Origin of the sequence: Porifericola rhodea (assembly GCF_030506305.1) — a bacterium.
Classification (GTDB): Bacteria; Bacteroidota; Bacteroidia; order Cytophagales; family Cyclobacteriaceae; genus Catalinimonas; species Catalinimonas rhodea.
In genome coordinates this window covers 1,902,285-1,921,987 of the sequence record NZ_CP119421.1, presented here as the reverse complement: position 1 = coordinate 1,921,987, position 19,703 = coordinate 1,902,285, and the positions used below count along the sequence as shown (strand labels likewise).

General features: G+C 40.7%; 15 protein-coding genes. 10 read left to right on the top strand and 5 right to left on the bottom strand.

Features of this window, described 5'->3' with window-relative positions; all coding sequences use genetic code 11:
- The first annotated feature begins 2 nt into the window (after window positions 1-2).
- Together PZB74_RS07890 and PZB74_RS07885 are read left to right on the top strand one after the other, a co-directional pair.
- Window positions 3-800: a rhomboid family intramembrane serine protease gene (locus PZB74_RS07890; RefSeq protein WP_302241964.1), complete on the top strand. Its 798-nt coding sequence runs from the start codon at window positions 3-5 to the stop codon at window positions 798-800.
- Window positions 801-811: 11 nt separating this feature from the next.
- Complete coding sequence (locus PZB74_RS07885) at window positions 812-1,708, top strand: rhomboid family intramembrane serine protease (RefSeq protein ID WP_302241963.1); 897 nt, start codon at window positions 812-814, stop codon at window positions 1,706-1,708.
- A 59-nt stretch (window positions 1,709-1,767) separates the two neighbouring features.
- Here PZB74_RS07885 and PZB74_RS07880 read toward each other — a convergent pair whose 3' ends face one another.
- From PZB74_RS07880 to prfA, 3 genes are read right to left on the bottom strand one after another with little or no spacing between them, the layout of a single operon-like run.
- A complete protein-coding gene (locus PZB74_RS07880) occupies window positions 1,768-2,190 on the bottom strand; it encodes a secondary thiamine-phosphate synthase enzyme YjbQ (RefSeq protein ID WP_302242762.1) in 423 nt (140 codons plus the stop codon).
- A gap of 19 nt (window positions 2,191-2,209) precedes the next feature.
- Window positions 2,210-3,592: a right-handed parallel beta-helix repeat-containing protein gene (locus PZB74_RS07875; RefSeq protein ID WP_302241962.1), complete on the bottom strand. Its 1,383-nt coding sequence runs from the start codon at window positions 3,590-3,592 to the stop codon at window positions 2,210-2,212.
- A gap of 14 nt (window positions 3,593-3,606) precedes the next feature.
- Complete coding sequence (gene prfA, locus PZB74_RS07870; RefSeq protein WP_302241960.1) at window positions 3,607-4,677, bottom strand: peptide chain release factor 1; 1,071 nt, start codon at window positions 4,675-4,677, stop codon at window positions 3,607-3,609.
- A gap of 296 nt (window positions 4,678-4,973) precedes the next feature.
- Here prfA and PZB74_RS07865 point away from each other — a divergent pair, with 296 nt between their 5' ends.
- Window positions 4,974-6,935 (top strand): GAF domain-containing protein, encoded by a 1,962-nt coding sequence (locus PZB74_RS07865; RefSeq protein WP_302241959.1) that lies wholly within the window; start codon window positions 4,974-4,976, stop codon window positions 6,933-6,935.
- A 235-nt stretch (window positions 6,936-7,170) separates the two neighbouring features.
- Here the strand turns inward: PZB74_RS07865 and PZB74_RS07860 are convergent, their stop codons facing one another.
- Complete coding sequence (locus tag PZB74_RS07860) at window positions 7,171-8,556, bottom strand: type III PLP-dependent enzyme domain-containing protein (protein ID WP_302241958.1); 1,386 nt, start codon at window positions 8,554-8,556, stop codon at window positions 7,171-7,173.
- A gap of 119 nt (window positions 8,557-8,675) precedes the next feature.
- Here PZB74_RS07860 and argS point away from each other — a divergent pair, with 119 nt between their 5' ends.
- From argS to PZB74_RS07840, 4 genes are all read left to right on the top strand, one after another.
- A complete protein-coding gene (argS, locus tag PZB74_RS07855) occupies window positions 8,676-10,481 on the top strand; it encodes an arginine--tRNA ligase (RefSeq protein ID WP_302241957.1) in 1,806 nt (601 codons plus the stop codon).
- A 57-nt stretch (window positions 10,482-10,538) separates the two neighbouring features.
- Window positions 10,539-11,024 (top strand): glutathione peroxidase, encoded by a 486-nt coding sequence (locus PZB74_RS07850; RefSeq protein ID WP_302241956.1) that lies wholly within the window; start codon window positions 10,539-10,541, stop codon window positions 11,022-11,024.
- A 2-nt stretch (window positions 11,025-11,026) separates the two neighbouring features.
- Window positions 11,027-11,929, top strand: coding sequence for a 1,4-dihydroxy-2-naphthoate polyprenyltransferase (locus PZB74_RS07845; RefSeq protein ID WP_302241955.1), 903 nt, complete (start codon window positions 11,027-11,029; stop codon window positions 11,927-11,929).
- Window positions 11,930-12,044: 115 nt separating this feature from the next.
- A complete protein-coding gene (locus PZB74_RS07840; protein WP_302241954.1) occupies window positions 12,045-12,899 on the top strand; it encodes a universal stress protein in 855 nt (284 codons plus the stop codon).
- A gap of 12 nt (window positions 12,900-12,911) precedes the next feature.
- Here PZB74_RS07840 and pyrE read toward each other — a convergent pair whose 3' ends face one another.
- Window positions 12,912-13,574 carry an orotate phosphoribosyltransferase gene (gene pyrE / locus PZB74_RS07835; RefSeq protein ID WP_302241953.1) on the bottom strand — a complete coding sequence of 221 codons (663 nt, stop codon included), beginning with the start codon at window positions 13,572-13,574 and terminating at the stop codon, window positions 12,912-12,914.
- Between the two features lie 239 nt (window positions 13,575-13,813).
- On the opposite strand from pyrE, the gene PZB74_RS07830 reads away from it, so the two are divergent.
- The 3 genes from PZB74_RS07830 to PZB74_RS07820 all read left to right on the top strand — a co-directional run bounded on the left by PZB74_RS07830 (window position 13,814) and on the right by PZB74_RS07820 (window position 19,662).
- Complete coding sequence (locus PZB74_RS07830; RefSeq protein ID WP_302241951.1) at window positions 13,814-15,265, top strand: response regulator; 1,452 nt, start codon at window positions 13,814-13,816, stop codon at window positions 15,263-15,265.
- 204 nt (window positions 15,266-15,469) lie between these two features.
- On the top strand, window positions 15,470-18,883 hold the full coding sequence (locus PZB74_RS07825; RefSeq protein ID WP_302241950.1) for a PAS domain S-box protein: 3,414 nt from the start codon (window positions 15,470-15,472) through the stop codon (window positions 18,881-18,883).
- On the top strand, window positions 18,880-19,662 hold the full coding sequence (locus PZB74_RS07820; protein WP_302241948.1) for an NIPSNAP family protein: 783 nt from the start codon (window positions 18,880-18,882) through the stop codon (window positions 19,660-19,662). Before PZB74_RS07825 ends, PZB74_RS07820 begins: the two co-directional genes overlap by 4 nt.
- Window positions 19,663-19,703: the final 41 nt, after the last annotated feature.

The following is a 19,703-nucleotide window of genomic DNA, read 5'->3' as shown; positions in this document are numbered from 1 at the left end:
GCATGTTTGGAAGACTTAGTCCGATAGTAAAAAACCTCTTGTTAATTAACATAGGTATATTCATTATACAGTCATTTGTATCTATTAATCTGGTAGAGATAGGAGGGCTTCGTTACATTTTTTCAGACTCTTTTCGCCCGTACCAGTTCTTTACGCACCTTTTTATTCATGGAGGCTTAGGCCACCTGTTTGGAAATATGTTTGCCCTCTTCATCTTTGGTCCTTTGCTGGAGCGCTTTTGGGGAGGCCAGCGCTTTCTGGTATTTTACCTGGTTACCGGCTTGGGTGCTGCTTTGCTTTATTCTGCAATTAACTTTTATGAGGTTACTAAGCTGAGAAATGCAGTGGAAAGCTATGTAGACAACCCTACACCCGATAATTTTGATACTTTCGTGAGAGACAATGCTGAGTTTGCATGGCGCAGCCCTGAAGTTCAGAATTTTATTGACCAATATTATGATAATCCCAACAGTTCCAGCTATGTTAGCCAGGGTAAAGAGCTTGCTCGGCAGATACTGGAACGCAAAGCAGACATACCTATGGTAGGTGCTTCAGGAGCTATTTTTGGCATCCTTATGGCATTCGGTTTGCTTTTTCCAAACACTGAATTATTTCTGTTATTTTTTCCTTTTCCTATTAAAGCAAAATATTTTGTCTTATTCTATGGGCTTTATGAGCTCTGGGCCGGATTTGAGCGGGTGCCCGGAGACAATGTAGCTCATTTTGCTCACCTGGGCGGAATGCTGTTTGCTTTTATACTCATTAAAGTATGGCAGGGAAAAAGTAATACTTTCTATTAGTAAAGTTTGTCATGAATAGTATACTAGACGATTTTAAAAATGCATTTCACCGGCCTAATAACGGGCTGATGAAAATCTTACTTATAAACCTAGTTGTGTTTTTAGCCCTGATATTTTTCAGGGTTATTTTTGCTTTTGCCAGTGCCGGAGAGATTTATGAGCTGATACTGCGTCAACTCATGCTACCTGCTGCACTAGATAGCTTTATCGTAAAGCCTTGGACGCTGGTTACCTACTTCTTTACTCACGAGGGCTTTTTCCACATTCTCTTTAATTTACTCTTCCTCTACTGGTTTGGTAGCCTGATTATGGAGTTTTTGGGAAGCCAAAAGTTCGTTAACCTATATGTGCTGGGCGGCTTAGCAGGAGGGCTTTTTTACATACTTATCTATAATACATTGCCTTATTTTGCCAGCCAGGTAGATACCTCTCGTATGTTGGGTGCTTCAGCTGGTGTGTATGCCGTAGTGGTAGGAGCAGCTACTTTTATGCCTAACTACACTATTTCTCTAATACTTTTGGGGCCCGTGCGGATCAAATACATCGCTATTTTTTATGTAATTCTATCTTTTGCACAATCTGCCGGGCCTAATGCCGGAGGTGAGTTAGCTCACCTTGCTGGCGCAGGTTTGGGTTTTCTTTATATTAAACAGTTACAGAATGGTAACGATCTGGGTAAACCACTATCTTCTTTCTTTACGTTTATCAAAAGCTTTTTTGTGAGGCAGCCTAAAGTAAAAGTTTCTTACCGCAATGTTCAAAAGAAAAAAGCGAATGGGCGCACCAACAGTAGTGTTCGTAGCAAACAGGAAGAAATTGACGCAATTTTAGATAAGATCTCTGAAAGTGGCTATGATAGCCTTACCAAAGAAGAGAAGCAAAAGCTTTTTGACGCAAGCAAAAACTAATACTCTTAACAAACTTATACAGAACACAAAAAGGGTGCACTTAAAACTGCACCCTTTTTTTATTGCCCATAAGCGGTAAGCACTAATCTACGTTGCCCCCCACGATCGCGATGCTCGCAAAGGTACACCCCTTGCCAGGTACCCAAATTGAGTCTGCCATTAGTGATAGGGATACTAAGATGGCTACCCATTAATGAAGATTTTATGTGGGCTGGCATATCATCTGGTCCTTCCAGGGTATGCTCATAATAAGGAGCATTCTCTGGCACCATTACATTCATATGGCTTTCAAAATCATCTCTTACAGTGGGGTCTGCATTCTCATTAATAGTAAGGCTAGCAGAAGTATGCTGAATAAATACGTGTAAAAGTCCCTGCTTTAGCTCACGCATTTCTCCAAACTCTTTCTCTATATGAGATGTAATTATATGAAAGCCTCTGGAGAAGGCTGGTAAGCGTATCTCTTTCTGAAAAATTTGCATAAGTTCGTCTGATAATATTCTAAGGTTCTGTTTGTATATACTCATAAGCCCCCAGGTCAGGCTTTTCGTCACGTGCGTTTTCTGCCAAATCCAGGTTTATTGTGCTTACTACTCCTTTGTCTATTGCTGCCGAAGTAGAGTCTATTGTATACACATAAATAACTGGATTGTTAAACTGAGGTTCCTTATTTAGAATGTTTTGCTCTAGCCAGGGCGAAGACTGTGGCAGTTTGAGTAAGTTATTTTTAACCTCTAGCTCGGATGCCGGGTCCGTTACGCTCAGTACTAATTCTTCTTCCATATTGCCCCAAATAATATTGTTCTCTAATACCAGCTGAAAGCTTTGAGAAGAAGCATTAGCTTCGAGAAGATCTGAAAAATACAGTGTAGCTCCCTGGCGCGCATATGGGTTTACATCATTTGCAAATGTACAGTGGCGATAACGATAATAACCATTCCCAAAATTGCCCACAGAGTTAACCATACAGTGTGTAACCAGCAGATTGAACCCATCTATATCCGCATTAGCTGCCAGAATACCATTTACCGACATATTTTCAATAATGGTGTTGCTGATGCGTAGGTCAGGGATCGTATCCTCATCTGTTTGTAAGATATAAATTCCTACCTCAGCATTACGAATTTGCGCATAGTCTATCTTATGCGCCTTACTTTTATCGCTAAGAATAATACCTTCCCACTGACCGGGTCCATTAGCATAGATACCATCCTCACGCTCATAGGTAAACAATACTTCCTCTTCCTTTTTGCCTTCTACTGCCAGGCTTCCATCTACCCAAAGCTTGGCATCTCTGGCAAAATACAGACGGCTGCTTTTCGGGATGGTGAGTGTTACATCTTTATCCACCCAGATAGAATCATTTATAACATACGGCTTATCCGAAAGCAGGTGTGTATCTTCCTTAATGTGCCAGTTATCAATAAATACGGCATCTTGCCCCCAGCCTAATAGTTTGATGGATTGTAAGTTACCGTTTGTTTCAAACTGAAGGGAGTCCTCTACTAAAAAGGGAAGGCTCTCATTGCGAGGGTCTATGAAAGCTTCAGCCAGAATAATGAGGCTATCTTTTCCCCGTAGCAGTACATCATCAAAACTTACTCCGGCCTTACCATTTACGAAAACGCTAAAAGCTGAATTAGTACCCCCAGCTAGACTGATATTAGTTTCTACGGCTTTATCACTTCTGTTGTATACTGTAAGTACTCTGGTGATACTTTTTTGGGCGCTAAATAATGTATCAAAGGCAAGTGTATCCTGATCAAAGCTCAGCTTAAGATTTTTGCCTTTTGAAATTATTTCTTCTTCGGGAGTACAGGCTGCCCAAAACATGGAGAAAGAAAAAATAAACAGCCCACACCACCGCCAAATGCTATTGATCACCACTTTAATAAGCTTTATCCCTGGTCTTGCTGCATTTTTTCAGCATTGTCTGCAATTCGTAGTTTTTCTACAAAATCGTCTAGTTCACCATCCACCACCGAAGGCAAATTGTATACCGTAAGGTTAATTCTATGGTCTGTCACCCTACTTTGTGGATAGTTGTAAGTCCTGATTTTATCGGAACGGTCACCACTTTTTACCATAGATCGTCGCTGCGCACCTACTTCAGCATTATGTTTTTCCAGCTCTATCTCATAAAGACGAGAGCGTAATACCTTCAGGGCTTTTTCAAAGTTTTTGATCTGAGATTTCTGGTCTTGGCAAGTAACCACCAGCCCGGTAGGCTCATGCGTTAAGCGAACAGCAGAGTAGGTAGTGTTTACAGACTGCCCACCCGGACCTGAGGAACAGAAAGTATCTTTACGAATATCGTTCATATCTACTTCTACTTCCACATCTTCCATTTCTGGTAAAACTGCTACACTGGCAGCAGAAGTATGCACCCGGCCCTGTGTTTCGGTTGCGGGCACACGTTGTACACGATGCACACCCGACTCAAACTTCAACTGAGCATAAACCTCATCACCTGATACGGTACTGATAATTTCTTTATAGCCTCCGGAAGAGCCTTCAGTAAGGTCAAGAATGGTAAGGTTCCACCCTTTTTTCTCGGCAAAGCGCTGATACATGCGAAAGAGGTCGCCGGCAAATATAGCAGCCTCATCTCCTCCCGTACCCGCTCTGATCTCCAGAATTACATCTTTGCTATCATTCGGGTCTTTAGGTATGAGCATTTGTTTGAGTTCTTCTTCCAGAACTTCTTTTTCATCTTCTTTGGCATCTATCTCTTCCTTGGCCATCTGCTTAAAGTCTGGGTCTTTCTCTGTAGCCAGTAGCTCTTTGGCACTTTTAATATCAGCCAGTACCTCCAGATATTTATTATATTTCTTAACAACCTTTTCAAGGTCTTTATATTCTTTACTGAGTTTAGAGTATTTCTTCATGTCAGCCATAGCATCCGGCTGAACGATCAGTTGTCCTACTTCCTCAAAACGGTCTTTTATAACTTCTAATTTGTCTATCATACAATTAAGATTTGAATACAAAGTTAACAAACGCGGCGGATTGTAGAAGCCTTACTTTATAAGTAAAAAAATTTACACCCTAGACAAAATACTTAGCTATAGCGCGCAGCATTGCTTAAAGGCCGACGTAAAAATCTTTCAGAAAATTACCCTGTAATATTTCAAACTCAGATCAGTTTTAAATCCGGCGATAAAGGTGAAAAATTGTAACCTACTAATATACCTTTTTTCTAATCACATATTATTGATCCGTTTATCAAACCGGGCTATTAGCGAAGAATACATTTCTAATCATTATGAAGAAACCTAAGTTCACAATAGGCAGCAAAATTTTTGGTGGATTTATTTCACTTATTGCCATTTTCGCCATCAATGCGTCTGTCAGTATTATCACCATCAAAAATAGCAATACGCTCATTAATGAGAATACCCAGGTCATAGACCCTTCGGTAAAAGCTATAGATGAATTTATCCTTTTGGTGACTGAATCCAAGATGCTGATCACAAACTGGGTTTACTTACAAAACAATCAGGAAGATAAAGAGGCTTTAAAAGACCTGCATGCTTTCCGTTATCCTGAGCTTAAAGATAAACTCAATACCTTATTACCCCAATGGCAGGATACATTACAGCGTCAAACTGTTGACTCTGTCTTTACCGGTTTTGAGGAGCTGATAGCCATCGAAAAAGATATTATGTCGCAATTGATCTCTTTTGAGGATTATGAAGATGCGATGGTGAAATGGCAAGCTACTGAAGCGGTAGAAAGTGAAGTGCTTCCCCGTACCAACACACTTAAAGAACAACTCAACAAAATTAGTATTCTTAAGCGCGAAGAAGCTGATCAGGCACAGACTAGTATCATTGCGTCTTCGGATAGTCTTCGTAATATTATTCTGATTCTTGGTATTATCACCATCGTTATTGGCCTTTTTGGTGCTTTTATACTTACCCGTAGTATCACCAGACCCATCAATTTTCTTAAGGAGCTTATTCAGCGCCTAAGTAGAGGAGAGCTGCCTGATGAAGAAGAAGCGGAGAAGATCAAGCAGAAGTTTAATAATGACGAAGTAGGTGATATGGCAAATGCTGTAGATGACCTGGTACATGGTCTGCAAGATACTTCTGAGTTTGCCGAGCAGATTGGTAAAGGTAATTACCAGGCTTCTTTTAGCCCCCTAAGTGAACACGATGTATTGGGTAACTCTCTGATTAACATGCGTGACAACCTGCAGAATGTAGCAGAAGATGATAAGAAAAGGAACTGGGCTACTGAGGGTACCGCTAAATTTGGAGAGATTCTTCGCCAGAATAATCATAATGTTGCTGAGCTTAGCAATACTATTCTTTCAAACCTTATCAAATACCTGGGAGCCAATCAGGGCGGCATGTTCATTGTACAGGACGGTGATGGAGAAGACGCTCATATGACGCTTGAAGCCTGCTATGCATGGGATCGTCAGAAATACATTGATCAGAAAGTATACATTGGAGAAGGACTAATTGGTCAGGCCTGGCAGGAAAAGGATACTATCTTCCTGACTGATGTGCCTCATGATTATATTTCTATTACATCAGGCTTAGGAGACGCTAACCCTACCAGTATATTGATAGTACCTTTATTGGTTAATGAAGAGGTATATGGCGCTATTGAAATCGCTTCTTTCCAGGAGTTTAAAGATTTTGAAATAGAGTTTCTGCAAAAAATAGCTGAAAGTATTGCTTCAACAATCTCTTCTGCAAAAGTAAACTCTCGTACTCAACAGTTGCTTGAGGAGTCTACTCAAATGACAGAGCAGATGAGAGCCCAGGAGGAGGAGATGCGTCAGAATATGGAAGAGCTTCAAGCTACCCAGGAGGAGCTTAACCGTAAGCAAAAGAGCATGATGGATCGTGAGTCTCGTATTAAAGCAGTACTAGACACAGCTTTAGCCTCTTTTGTCAGCATTAATGCAAATGGTGAGCTGGACTTCTTTAATAAAAATACGCAGCGAATGTTCGGCTATACCGAAGAGCAGCTAAGTGGCATGAATGTGAGTGCTTTCTTCAAAAATATTAATGAAAACAATATAGTAAGCTATCTGAATCAACATTTGCATACTGAGTCTACGCACACATTAGTTAGCCGTGCAGGTTTAGAGTTTGAGGCGGAGATTAAGCTGGAAGATTATAAACTTAATGGAGAAAGTTACTTCATTGCTCGTATTATAGATAGCAAATCTTACGCAGAAAAAGCTCCCGGACAAGAAGTAGAGTAAGCTTTAATGAGAGAATCGCTTACCACAATATTTCAGCTAGCCTCGCACTATAAAATACTGGCTACGGCCTTAAGTATTGTGGCAGGCAGGCACTCTCTTAAATTTTATTAAGCATGGCGATATGATTATCGCTCATAATTTTCAGGGAATCAGGTGGGAGAAAGTCATTTTACCTACCTGATTCCCTATTTTGTTTCTTCTTACTCTACAATAACTCCCTCCAAAATAGTAAACTCTAGTAGCCTAGCAGTTTCATCATAGATTCGCTATCCTGCTCTTGGGCAAAAAGCTGATAATCTAGCGAACCATCTTCTTTTTTATCAATTACTATATGTTTAGGAGCCGGTATCAGGCAGTGTTGGATCCCCCCATAGCCTCCGATAGCTTCCTGATAAGCACCTGTATGAAAAAAGCCAATGTACTGCTGTTCGCCATTGTTGATCTTGGGCAGGAAAACTTCGTTGGTATGTGCCTCAGAGTTATAGTAGTCCATACTATCGCAGGTTAAACCTCCAAGGTTCACTTTCTGGTACTCACTTTCCCAATTGTTTACTGCCAGCATAATATATTTACGGTTAAGTCCCCAAATATCAGGCAGTTGAGTGATAAATGAGCCATCTATCATATACCATAACTCTTTATCGTTCTGTAGCTTCTGGTCTAATATAGAATATATTGCTGCTCCACTTTCACCTACGGTATAAATACCAAACTCAGTATAGATATTGGGTACTGGCACATCATTTTCGTCGCAAATGTCTTTTATGGTAGCAACGATCTGCTCAGCCATGTATTCATAATCGTAGGTAAACCATAGCGAATTTTTTATAGGGAAGCCACCACCTATGTCTATAGAGTCCAGATCAGGACATATCTTTTTAAGCTCACAGTATTTGTACACAAAACGGCTAAGTTCACTCCAGTAGTAGGCAGAGTCACTAATACCTTGATTTACAAAGATGTGCAGCATTTTTAGCTTGGCTTTGCTCTTCTTAATGCGCTTATGGTAAAAATCTACAATATCACTATAGCGTACACCCAGGCGCGAAGTATAAAGCTCAAAGCGCGGCTCTTCATCTGAGGCTACCCTTATTCCAATTTCATATTCATCTTTTACATGCTCTTCGTAATAGTCAATCTCTGTCATATTATCCAGCACCGGAATGCAGTTTCTGAAACCGTCATTCAGAATTTCGCTGATATATTGCTTGTACAATTCACGTTTGAACCCATTACAAACGATTCTGATATTTTTATCAATTTTAGACTGCTGATGGAGCTTTCTTATGATTTCAATATCATAGGTAGAGGAAGTTTCCAGATGTATGCCATTCTTCAGGGCTTCTCTGAGCACAAACTCAAAATGAGATGACTTTGTACAATAGCAATAATGATACTTACCCTGGTAGTCGTGCTTTTCTATCGCACTGTTAAACATGCGCTTAGCGCGTTGAATATTATCACTGATTTTTGGCAGATAGGTAAGCTTTAGGGGAGTTCCAAATTCCTTCACTACGTCCATTAGGGGTACATCATGAAAGTATAACCCTTGTGCATCTACCTTAAAATCTTCAGTAGGCAAATCAAATGTTTGCTCAATCAGGTCTATGTATCTTCTCATTAGAAGCCATTATGTTTTGTATGATCCAAGAGGCATGCAATATTGGTATATATTTGACATCTTTGCAAAACATAAATTTGCAATACAAGAATCATAAGTTAACCGTCACGGCCATACCCATGGATATAGAAAAATTAATTGTTAAAGATATAGTAGATGCTTTTCATCATCTTTATCAGCATAACTTAGAGGCTGATGAAATTAAACTACAGCCTACCCGTAAAGAGTTTGACGGCTCACATACATTCGTAGTTTTCCCTTATGCCCGCTTCGCAAAAAAAAGCCCTCAGGATACTGCTCAGCAATTAGGAGAGCAGCTTAAGGCACAAAGCTCAGTTGTTAAAGGCTTTAACGTAGTAAAAGGTTTTCTGAATCTGGAAATTGAAGAACGAATCTGGATAGACCTTCTTCAAAATGTTGTAAACACTAACAAAGGCTCTCAAATATATGGACTTGCACCTACAGCTGAAGATAAGGTAGTTGTTGAGTTTTCTTCTCCTAACACGAACAAACCTCTTCACCTTGGTCACCTACGCAATAACTTCTTAGGCGATAGTGTGTCTCGCATACTGGAAGCCAATGGCAAACAGGTACGTCGGGTTAACCTGGTAAATGATAGAGGCATACATATCTGCAAATCCATGCTTGCTTATGAGCGCTTTGGTAAAGGAGAAACTCCTGAGTCTGCCGGTATTAAAGGAGATAAGTTAGTCGGTAAATATTATGTAGAGTTTGACAAACACTACAAAGCACAGATAGAGCAGTTGAAGGCAAAGGGAATGGAAGAGGAAAAAGCTAAGAAAGAAGCTCCGCTGATAAAAGCGGCTCAGGAGATGCTTAAAAAATGGGAGGAAGGAGACCAGGAAGTTACCCAACTCTGGAATAAAATGAACCATTGGGTATACGAAGGTTTTGATGCAACCTATAAATCTATAAATGTTCGTTTTGATCAGATTTATCATGAGTCTGAAACCTATCTTCTAGGTAAGAATATTGTAGAAGAAGGTCTGGAAAAGGGCATTTTCTTTAAAAAAGCAGATGGCTCTGTGTGGATAGACCTCAGCGAAGATGGCCTGGACGAAAAGCTGGTGCTTCGCGCTGATGGCACCTCCGTGTATATGACACAGGATTTAGGCACCGCAGACTTGCGGTATCAGGATTACCCCTTTGATAATCTAGTATATGTGGTTGGCAATGAGCAAGACTATCATTTTAAGGTGCTTTTTCTTATCCTTAAAAAACTAGGCCGTAGCTATGCTCAGGGCTTACACCATTTATCTTACGGAATGGTAGACCTCCCCTCTGGTAAAATGAAGTCTCGCGAAGGTACCGTAGTAGATGCCGACGACCTGATTGCAGAGATGATCAGCACTGCCAAAGCTCATACCGAAGAGCTAGGAAAAATAGAAGGCTTTACTGAAGAACAGGCAGAAGAGCTTTACAAGATTTTGGGCATAGGCGCTCTTAAGTACTTCCTGCTTAAGGTTGACCCAAAAAAACGTATGCTTTTTAACCCTGAAGAGTCTGTGCAGTTTCAAGGCAATACAGCTCCTTTTATACAATATACCCATGCGCGTATTTCTGCTATTGTAAGAAAAGCACAAGAGATGCAGCTTGACCTTGATGATACTACTGCTCTAGATAAATTAGAGACATTGCATCCGGCCGAGTTGGAGGTAACGAAATTGCTTACTGAGTTCCCTCAAAAAATAGCGCTTGCCGCTCATGATTATGCTCCTTCGGTTATTGCGCAATATGCATATGACTTAGCTAAAGAGTATAATCGTTTTTATACCGAAGTCTCTATTTTCGGTGAAGAAAACAAAGATTTGCTTGTTTCCAGAGTTATTTTCTCTAAAACCGTGGCACAAACAATCAAAACAGCCATGAGTTTGTTAGGCATTCAGGTACCAGAAAGAATGTAAACTATGCATAAACTGTCTGTACTTGGTATTTTTATTATTTGTTGTGCTTTTAGTTTTATGAATACTTCAGCATCTTTTTATGACTTCTCCCTCAAAAATATAAAAGGTGAAGCCGTAGATTTTTCACAGTTTAAAGGCAAAAAAGTACTGCTCGTCAATGTTGCTTCTCGCTGTGGTTATACTCCTCAGTACGAAGGATTGCAACAGCTGAGCGAAAAGTATTCTGAGAAGTTAGTCATTCTGGGTTTTCCTGCCAATAACTTTGGCGCTCAGGAGCCCGGCACTAATGCTGAGATTGCTGAGTTCTGCACAAGCAACTATGGAGTTAGCTTTCCGATGTTTGAAAAAATCTCGGTAAAAGGCTTTGATAAACATCCGCTCTACCGCTGGCTTAGCGATAGTAAGCTAAATGGCTGGAACGACCAGGAACCCAATTGGAACTTCTGCAAATATTTGGTAGATGAAGAAGGAAAGCTGATAAAGTTTTATCCTTCTTCTGTAAAACCATTATCAGATGAGCTCATTCAAGCGATAGAAGGTTAAAAATGAATAAATTTCAGGCCTGGATTATGGCAGCCCGTCCACGCACCCTGCCCCTGGCGCTTGCCAGTATCAGCATGGGGGCTTTCCTTGCTGCGGCAGTCGACTTATTTAACTGGCAGATTTTTTTGCTAAGCGCACTAACTACAACTTTTCTGCAAATCCTCTCAAATTTTGCTAATGACTATGGAGACTCCATTCATGGTGCTGATAGCGACTTAAGAGAAGGGCCTGCCCGCGCGGTACAATCTGGTTACATCAGTCCTTTAGCCATGAAAAAGGCAATGTTTATTTTCGGGTTTCTATCTTTTGCCTGCGGCGTATACCTCTTATTAATTGCTCTACCTTCTAACCAGCTTTTGCTCTTAATCTTTTTACTATTAGGGCTTGCGGCAATTTTCGCGGCAATTACCTACACCTCCGGGAGCAAACCATATGGCTATGCAGGATTAGGCGATATTTCTGTGCTCATCTTTTTTGGTTTGGTAGGTGTGTTAGGCTCCTTTTACCTGCATACTCAAAAGCTACAGTGGGACTATTTGTTGCCCGCCCTTAGCTGCGGTCTCTTCTCAACAGCTGTACTTAATGTTAATAACATCAGAGATATACGAACAGATGAGCTGGCAGGAAAAAAATCTATACCCGTACGTATTGGTCGTCGCAAAGCAATTACCTACCACTGGCTACTCTTGCTGGCAGGTATAGGCTGCTCACTTGTTTATGTAATCATCAATTTTGAGAGTTGGTGGCAGTTTTTGTTTTTGCTAAGCCTCCCTTTGCTTATAAAAAATGGAAGAGCTGTACAGCAAAAAACAAGTTCGTCGGAGTTAGATCCTTATCTTAAACAGATGGCGCTTACTACCTTGCTGTATGTCCTTACTTTTGGTATTGGACACCTCTTTGTCTAAAGAGAAGGCAGAAGACAGCATTTATTCGCTATATTATTACAAGCCGCTCGACTAATCCGATAAATCTTATAATTTACTGCAGGTAATAGCCAATCAACGAAAATTATTTTTAGTTATGAAAAGTATTCTTGTCCCTACTGATTTTTCTGAACAAGCCCAGTATGCACTAGATCTGGCCTATGGTATAGCCAAAAAAACTGATGCTACAGTAAAACTCCTCAACGTAGTAGAAGCCCCCCACGGTACTTCCTTTAATGCTATGGGTGAAGTTACTGCTCCTGATGGCATGGACTCTGTCTTTTTTGCGCAACTCCTCAAAAGGATGAAAGATCAACTTGCTGAGTTAGTACAAAACCCAAAATACAAAGACATTGCACTGGATGGTGAAGTAGCTATTGGTAATCCTTACGAAAGTATTGCACGAAGCATCACCGACCAGGAAGTAGATCTGGTAATAATGGGTACCCAAGGCAGCAGTGGTCTTGAAGAAGTTCTGGTAGGCTCCAATACCGAAAAGGTGGTTAGGAGAGCACATTGCCCCGTACTTACTGTAAAAGAAGCAGTTGATGCAGCAAGTATCAAAAATATTGTGTTTGCTACCAGCCTTAGGGATGATGAAGACGAGCATCTGGTAAAAGAGCTTATTAAGCTTCAATCCCTTTTTGATGCCAAGCTACATATTGTTAGTGTAAACACCCCAAGCTCTTTTGAAAATGACCGCTACTACAAAAAAGAAATGAAGGCTTTTGTAGAAAAGCACAAGCTGGAAAACTATACCCTCAATGTTTACAATGATGACGTGGAAGAAGACGGCATTGTATTTTTCGCCGAGGATATTAATGCCGATATGATTGCCCTGGCTACCCACGGTCGTAGAGGTATAAGCCACCTCCTGAGCGGCAGCATAGCAGAAGATGTAGTAAACCATGCCAAACGCCCGGTATGGACGTTCAGCCTGGCTAAAAAATAAGTTTAAACTAGGTTAGGCATCTTGTTTCCAAAGATGAGGTGCCTTTCTCCAGGCCTGTAAAGAAGAGAGGTCGGTAGCCGAAATTAGGTTTTGCTCCACGGCTTCTTTAATCAGCACATCATAATTACTCAGGCAGATAAATGGTATCTCTGCATCGGCAAAGCGCTCTCTGGCTTCATCAAAGCCATAAGTAAATACCGATACTAAACCTAGCACATCCAGCCCTGATAGGTCAAGTGCAGCAGTAGCTTTGAGCGAACTACCTCCAGTAGATACCAGGTCTTCAATCACTACAATTTTTTGCCCTTTTATAACCTCACCTTCTACCATGTTCTCCATGCCGTGGCCTTTTGGCTTGGTACGTACGTAGAGAAAAGGAAGGTCCAGCGCATCTGCTACCAGGGCTCCCTGGGGAACCCCCGCAGTAGCTACTCCGGCAATAGCTTCCACCTGAGGAAAGCGACGCTTAATTAGCTCAGAAAGCTCTTCTTTGATATAGCTGCGTACCTGTGGGTAAGATAACGAAAGGCGTCCATCGCAATAAATAGGAGACTTCCACCCTGAGCTCCATACAAAAGGTGATTCCGTATTAAGTTTTACTACGCCAATGTCCAGAAACATTCTGGCGATAATTTCTGCCACTGAAGCATCTCTTCCGTCTGATATATTGTTCATAGGTTTGATCTTTTGTAACGACAATTAGTGTATGTATGCAGCACCAGGTGCTCTCCTTCTTATTTACATAAGCAAATTTAGGATACAAATTTAGACACTAAAAAAACATTTACCCCATGCACAGCCATAAAAGAGTGTCAGAACCTAAAATGAATCAAAGGTTTTAATAAATTGCATAGAAGCATAGCAATACCAAAACTACAACTACTTACTATTGAGCCTAATACCACCACAGGTGTATGCATGAAGAAAAGCTTTATCATCTTTTTGAACAATCTACCTCTGCCATCATTATTCATAAGGCCAATACAGGTATAGAATACGCTAATACCAAAGCACTACAGCTTCTGGGCTTTAAAACTCCACCTGATACTTTACAGGACCTAACTCTACCCAGACAACATTTTCTGGAAGTACAATTGGCAAACTTGGCCGAAAAAGATGATACCACCTATTATCAGCCACAAGTAGAGTTTAGAGATAGCCACGGGCAATTCTACAGTGCCAGTTTGAGCATTCAGCGTATTTCTCAGCAGCCTTATGCTACTCACATGGCTATTATTTCTCCTTTTACCATTAAGGAGAACCAAAATAGTATTAGCACAGGTGAGGCCGATTTGCTGGTACAGCTTCTAAAAACCGAAACAAATTTACCGCTATACTCACTACTTTCTTTGGTAGATCGTCTGCTAAACATGAACCCTCGCGAAGATCAGCTTCCTTTTCTTCATAAGATTCAGCAGTCTGGCACCAAGCTACACAAAGCGCTGGAATGGGTACAGCTTTATGATAATTTGCAAAAAGAATCTGTCAGGCCTCAGCATGAGTCATTTAGGCTCTACGATTTATTAGATACACTTGAGTCTGATATTTGCTCTGAAGCTTCCTCTACCGGCACAGAGTTTATTATCATTAAAAGCGATAACTGTCCTCAATACCTTATTGGCGATCACACTCTTGTCCAAAACCTGCTGGAGCTGTTGCTAAACTTTATGCTCTCTTTGGCCTACCCACTCCTACGCATGGAAGTCTCCTGCTTGCTTACAGAAGCCAGTTTTACCTCTGTAGATTTCAGGCTGAGTATGTCTATTCCAACCAATACGCCTACCCACCCCACAGTACTTTTTACAGATACCCAGGCATATATTTATGATATGGTCAGTCAGATTGTGGCTTTACTAAAAGGAAGTTTATCTACTAACGGTACTTCTGAGGGGCAGTTTAGCTTACTAGTTAGCTTGCCCTTTACTATTGCTGAGCAGCCTGAAAATGAAAGAAATTTGCTTCTTCCTGATGAGGAAGAAAAGCATAAGCTTGCTGGCTTAGAGCTTTTGTATGTTGAAGATGCTACGCCTAACCATTTGCTTATGGAAGGCCTTTGTGCTATGTGGGGTTTAAATTTGGATACTGCTCTAAACGGACAGGAAGCCCTTATAAAGATTGAAAAAAAGCAGTACGATGTGGTTTTGATGGATTTGCTAATGCCTGTATTGGATGGGTATGAAACTGCCCAGCTTATCAGACATGCCAAGTGTAGCGCTACCGCCAAAATACCCATCATTGCCTTATCAGGAATCAAAACAAAAGAAACTATTTCTAAGATTAAACTCTGCGGTATGAATGACTTTGTAGGAAAACCTATTAATCCTGATGAACTCTATACCAAGCTTTTACGATTTGTTCCTTCATGAATTATCTTTTTAAACATTAATTAATTTGTTAACTTTCCTGTTAGTTTTATGCATTATTACACTTTTTATTGTCCAATTAGAATGTTTTTGTAAAACAGTAAAGTAGTCATTTCACTCTATTTAAGTATAAACAGGGGGTAATATTAACTTTTTAATAAAATTTACTATAATATTTATATTATTTATTAAATAAACCATACATTTGTGAGGAAGACTCCTCAGTACCTAAAAATGGATAAAGGCAAACTCAATGAGATTTTCAATGATGCAACCGAAGCGGTAGTTATATTTGACCAGCAGGGGAGCGTCATTTTCTTAAATTCCGCTGCCGCTAATCTGTTTCAGTACTCTTCTGCAGATGCAGAGGGCAAAAGTATATTTGACCTGATTGAGCAGGATGTTCACTACGAGATTCGTTCGTACCTCCACCAGCGCCCTACCCAGCCAGAACAATCCTTCTTTGAACAAAAAGCTTTTATCATTCGTCAGGACGAACAAATACTGCCCGTAAGTTTTCAGCTAAGTACGATAACTCACGAAAAGAGCAATATTTACATGATGGTGATAGAAGCACTAGCGGCAGGAGAAGATGCCCTGAGCCTAAACTATAAGCTGCTTGCAGATAATATCCCCGATATAGTTTCTCTCTACAATGCACAGCACCAGTGTTTGTATGTAAACCTGGCAGTACGCCAAATATATGGTTACCGTCAGGCAGAGTATATTGGCATAGGAGGTTTCTTTGAACTTATAGTGGACGAAGATAAAGCACGTTTACAGCAGGAGATAGCTGAAGACACCCGTAATAGGGTAGCCCTTAAAACATACACCTACCGTGCATACCAAAGTAATGGAGACCTGATCCAGGTACAGAATGTAGTAAAACGCACGTATGACACTCAGGGGGAGCTGTCGCGCCTGATTGCTTACGAAAAAAAGCTTGCGCAAGATAGAGAGAGTGTTCCACCTCCTGCACCAGAAACTGCTCTTTTCTTATTAGATGCACAATGGAAGGTAAACTACATCAGTAGTTCTGCACATAAACTTTTAGACACTCAGGGCCTGGAACAGCAAGCATTTACCGACTTACTACACCCTGAAGACCAGCCAAAAATACTTAAAGCAAAAGAGGAGGCCGTGCTTAACGGCATCTCTAGCACACAGAATTTAATTCGTATAAAACAGGGAGATACATACTTAAGAGTAAGAGCTATGCTGGATCGTTTTTATAACGACAAAGGCGAGCAAACTCATGCTACAGTAAGGCTCTACCCAATACAGGAATTTGACATAGCTCCTGAACTGCCTACACCTCATTATCTCCATCTTATTGCCAAGCATGTAGAAGAGGTGGTTTGCTTTTTCCAGCAAGACTACACAATCAAATATATTAGCCCATCGGTATTTCAGCTATTAGGCTATAGTTCGCAGGAGCTGGAAGGCAAACAGCTTATAGACTTCGTACATACTGATGATAAATTGAAAGCGCAGATTTATTTTCAGAATGCGAGTAAGCTGAAAGCCGAAACACTAAGATGTAGCTTCGTATGCAAAGATGGAGCAACTATTAAGCTGGAATTAGATTTTAGAATAATAGAAGAACCCATCCAGAGTCGCGACACCCTCCCGCTACTATTAATTCTCAAACAACCGATTCATACTAGCAACAATACCGAACCCTCAGCCCTGTTTGAAGAGGTTTTCCATTATCTGGCAGATGGCATAGCCTTGATTGAGCTTCCCTCGCAAAAGCTGACTAAGGTAAACCCTAAGTTTTTAGAAGTATTTCAGGCGGATACAGAAGATGCTATTAGTACAGATTTATCTCAGCTTTTTGATCAGTGTATAGATATTTCTCCTTTAGTAAAGGCCCTACAGGACAAAAAAGCTCTGCAACAGAACTTTAAATGTGTCAACCTGAAAAAGCAAAGTTTTTGGGCAAATGTGGCTCTCTCATTCTTTCAGGCAGGTGGACAAACCTATGCTTTATTACGCATCTCTGATATCAGCGACTTTAAGCAAAATGAAGAAAAACTACAGGAAGCCTGGGCAGAGGCGGAGCAGACCTTAAAAACTCGCGAAGAGTTCTTATCCACCATGAGCCATGAGATTAGAACACCCCTTAATGCGGTGCTGGGGATGACTCACCTCATGCTACAGGGAACCCCTCGCGAAGATCAAATTAAGCTATTGCAAACCCTTAAGTTCTCTGGAGACAGCCTGACAGCATTAATTAATGATGTACTGGACTACTCCAAGATAGAAGCAGGAAAGCTGGAGTTTGCCAAAGATGACTTTAACCTTCGGGAGTTTTTGCAGGGCATTAAAATGACCTACAAGAGCCTGGCACAGGAAAAGGGCCTGCTCTTTCGCACTCTGGTAGAGGACGAATTACCTGAAGTGCTTAATGGTGATGTAAACCGCCTTGGGCAAATATTAAATAACCTACTGAGCAATGCTATAAAATTTACTGAAGATGGGCAAATTACGCTTAGTATTTGCGTAGATAAAGAAACTGAAGAAAAGATAATATTACTGTTTGAGGTAGTAGATACGGGTATTGGTATACCTGACAATAAGCAGGCTGTCATCTTTGACCCCTACAAACAGGCTAGCGAACGTACTTCACAATATTTTGGAGGCACGGGTCTAGGACTGTCTATAGTAAAAAAATTAGTAGACATGTTTGACGGCGAGATAGAGCTGCTAAGTGAAGAGAACAAAGGTTCTACCTTTAAAGTAAAAATTCCTTTTAATAAGTCGGAACTGGCGATTAGCCACCCCTCTCAAAGCGATCAGAGTTTTATTCATAAATTTCAGCCCCTAGATGGGCTCAAAGTGCTGTATGTAGAGGATGTTATACCTAACCAGTTTCTAATGGAAGGACTGTGCGATACCTGGCATATACAGCTAGATACTGCGCTGAACGGACTGGAAGCTCTGGATAAGGTAAAGCAAAATCATTACGACCTTATTTTAATGGATATACAGATGCCCGAAATGGATGGCTTTGAAGCCGCTCAGGAAATACGTAAGCTGGAAGACCCGCATTATAGCAATATCCCTATACTGGCTTTGTCTGCCTCTGTATCTGACCGCACAAGGCTACGCATCAAAGAAAATGGCATGAACGATTACATCGCCAAGCCTATAGACCCTAAAGACCTACACCATAAGCTCAGTTTTTTCTCTAGCATAAAAGCCAACAGCTTAGTAGCGCCAGCAGCAGAAATGGGTGAAGGGGAAAATGACGTACTCACAGAAAATATATTGCTGGACAACCCGGACTTCTCCCAACTGAAGGCTTTGTATATTAACGACATTCCGGATTACGTTAAAATTCTGGAACAGATTCTTAAGCTTACGGAATCCAGCAATGTCTCTATTCTTAATGCCCTCAAGATTAGCAATGTAGAAATGTTTAGAGTCAACAACCATAAGCTTATGTCATATGTGAGGTTAATGCGTCTGGAGCATCTGGAAGAAGTGATTGATGAAATTAAGGCACAGTTTGATTCACAAAACCCTTCTTTTGATGATCTTGCTCCTGTAATCAAGCTCCATCTCAACAACTTTATACACAACCTAAAACGAGAAATTGAGGACCACAAACTATGAAAAGAAGATCCTTTGTAAAAAACTCAGTGGCTACCCTGGCAGCCACAGCAAGCGCAGCTAGTTTAAGTACTGCTGCAGACCTACAGCAAGCTTCTAAAGAGTATTATGAGCTTAGGGTATACCAGCTAAAATCTGGTGGTAAACTATCCGTTTTTGAAGAATACCTAAGCAAGGCCGTTATTCCTGCACTCAACAATATTGGCATTAATAACATTGGTGTATTTACTGAAATGGGTAAGTCTGATCCTCCTAAACTGTATATGCTTATCCCTTATCAGTCTTTAGAGCAGTTTGCCAGCGCCGAAGAAAAAATCAAAAAACAGGCAGTATATCAGGACAATAGCAAAAACTATATGTCTGCGACTTCTGATAACCCTAATTTTATCCGCATCTATAACTATTTGCTGGAAGCTTTTGATGTTATTCCTAAAATGAAGGTGCCAGAAAAAGGAGAGCGTATATTTGAGCTAAGAGATTACGAGAGCTTTAGCGAAGAAGCTGGTATGCGCAAAGTAGAAATGTTTAATAAAGATGAGATGGATATCTTCTACAAAACGGGCCTGGATCCAGTCTTTTTTGGAAAAACTATGGTAGGTCAGGATCTGCCCAACCTGATTTATATGCTGGTTTTTGATAACATTGAGGAGCGAGATGCAAACTGGAAGAAGTTCAGCAACCATCCAGACTGGAAGCGTGTATCGGGTATGGAAAAATATGCCAATACTGTTTCTCAGGTAAAGCGCACTTTCTTACTCCCTACCAGCTATTCACAAATATAAATATGGCATAGCCAGTAAAAGAAAGCCAGCTTAACATCTAA

What these genes read in the sequence shown, in the direction of transcription:
- PZB74_RS07890 (WP_302241964.1), top strand. Translation starts at nt 3, where the DNA reads ATGTTTGGAAGACTTAGTCCGATAGTAAAAAACCTCTTGTTAATTAAC.
- PZB74_RS07885 (WP_302241963.1), top strand. Translation starts at nt 812, where the DNA reads ATGAATAGTATACTAGACGATTTTAAAAATGCATTTCACCGGCCTAAT.
- PZB74_RS07880 (WP_302242762.1), bottom strand. Translation starts at nt 2,190, where the DNA reads ATGCAAATTTTTCAGAAAGAGATACGCTTACCAGCCTTCTCCAGAGGC.
- prfA (WP_302241960.1), bottom strand. Translation starts at nt 4,677, where the DNA reads ATGATAGACAAATTAGAAGTTATAAAAGACCGTTTTGAGGAAGTAGGA.
- PZB74_RS07865 (WP_302241959.1), top strand. Translation starts at nt 4,974, where the DNA reads ATGAAGAAACCTAAGTTCACAATAGGCAGCAAAATTTTTGGTGGATTT.
- PZB74_RS07860 (WP_302241958.1), bottom strand. Translation starts at nt 8,556, where the DNA reads ATGAGAAGATACATAGACCTGATTGAGCAAACATTTGATTTGCCTACT.
- argS (WP_302241957.1), top strand. Translation starts at nt 8,676, where the DNA reads ATGGATATAGAAAAATTAATTGTTAAAGATATAGTAGATGCTTTTCAT.
- PZB74_RS07850 (WP_302241956.1), top strand. Translation starts at nt 10,539, where the DNA reads ATGAATACTTCAGCATCTTTTTATGACTTCTCCCTCAAAAATATAAAA.
- PZB74_RS07845 (WP_302241955.1), top strand. Translation starts at nt 11,027, where the DNA reads ATGAATAAATTTCAGGCCTGGATTATGGCAGCCCGTCCACGCACCCTG.
- PZB74_RS07840 (WP_302241954.1), top strand. Translation starts at nt 12,045, where the DNA reads ATGAAAAGTATTCTTGTCCCTACTGATTTTTCTGAACAAGCCCAGTAT.
- pyrE (WP_302241953.1), bottom strand. Translation starts at nt 13,574, where the DNA reads ATGAACAATATATCAGACGGAAGAGATGCTTCAGTGGCAGAAATTATC.
- PZB74_RS07830 (WP_302241951.1), top strand. Translation starts at nt 13,814, where the DNA reads ATGCATGAAGAAAAGCTTTATCATCTTTTTGAACAATCTACCTCTGCC.
- PZB74_RS07820 (WP_302241948.1), top strand. Translation starts at nt 18,880, where the DNA reads ATGAAAAGAAGATCCTTTGTAAAAAACTCAGTGGCTACCCTGGCAGCC.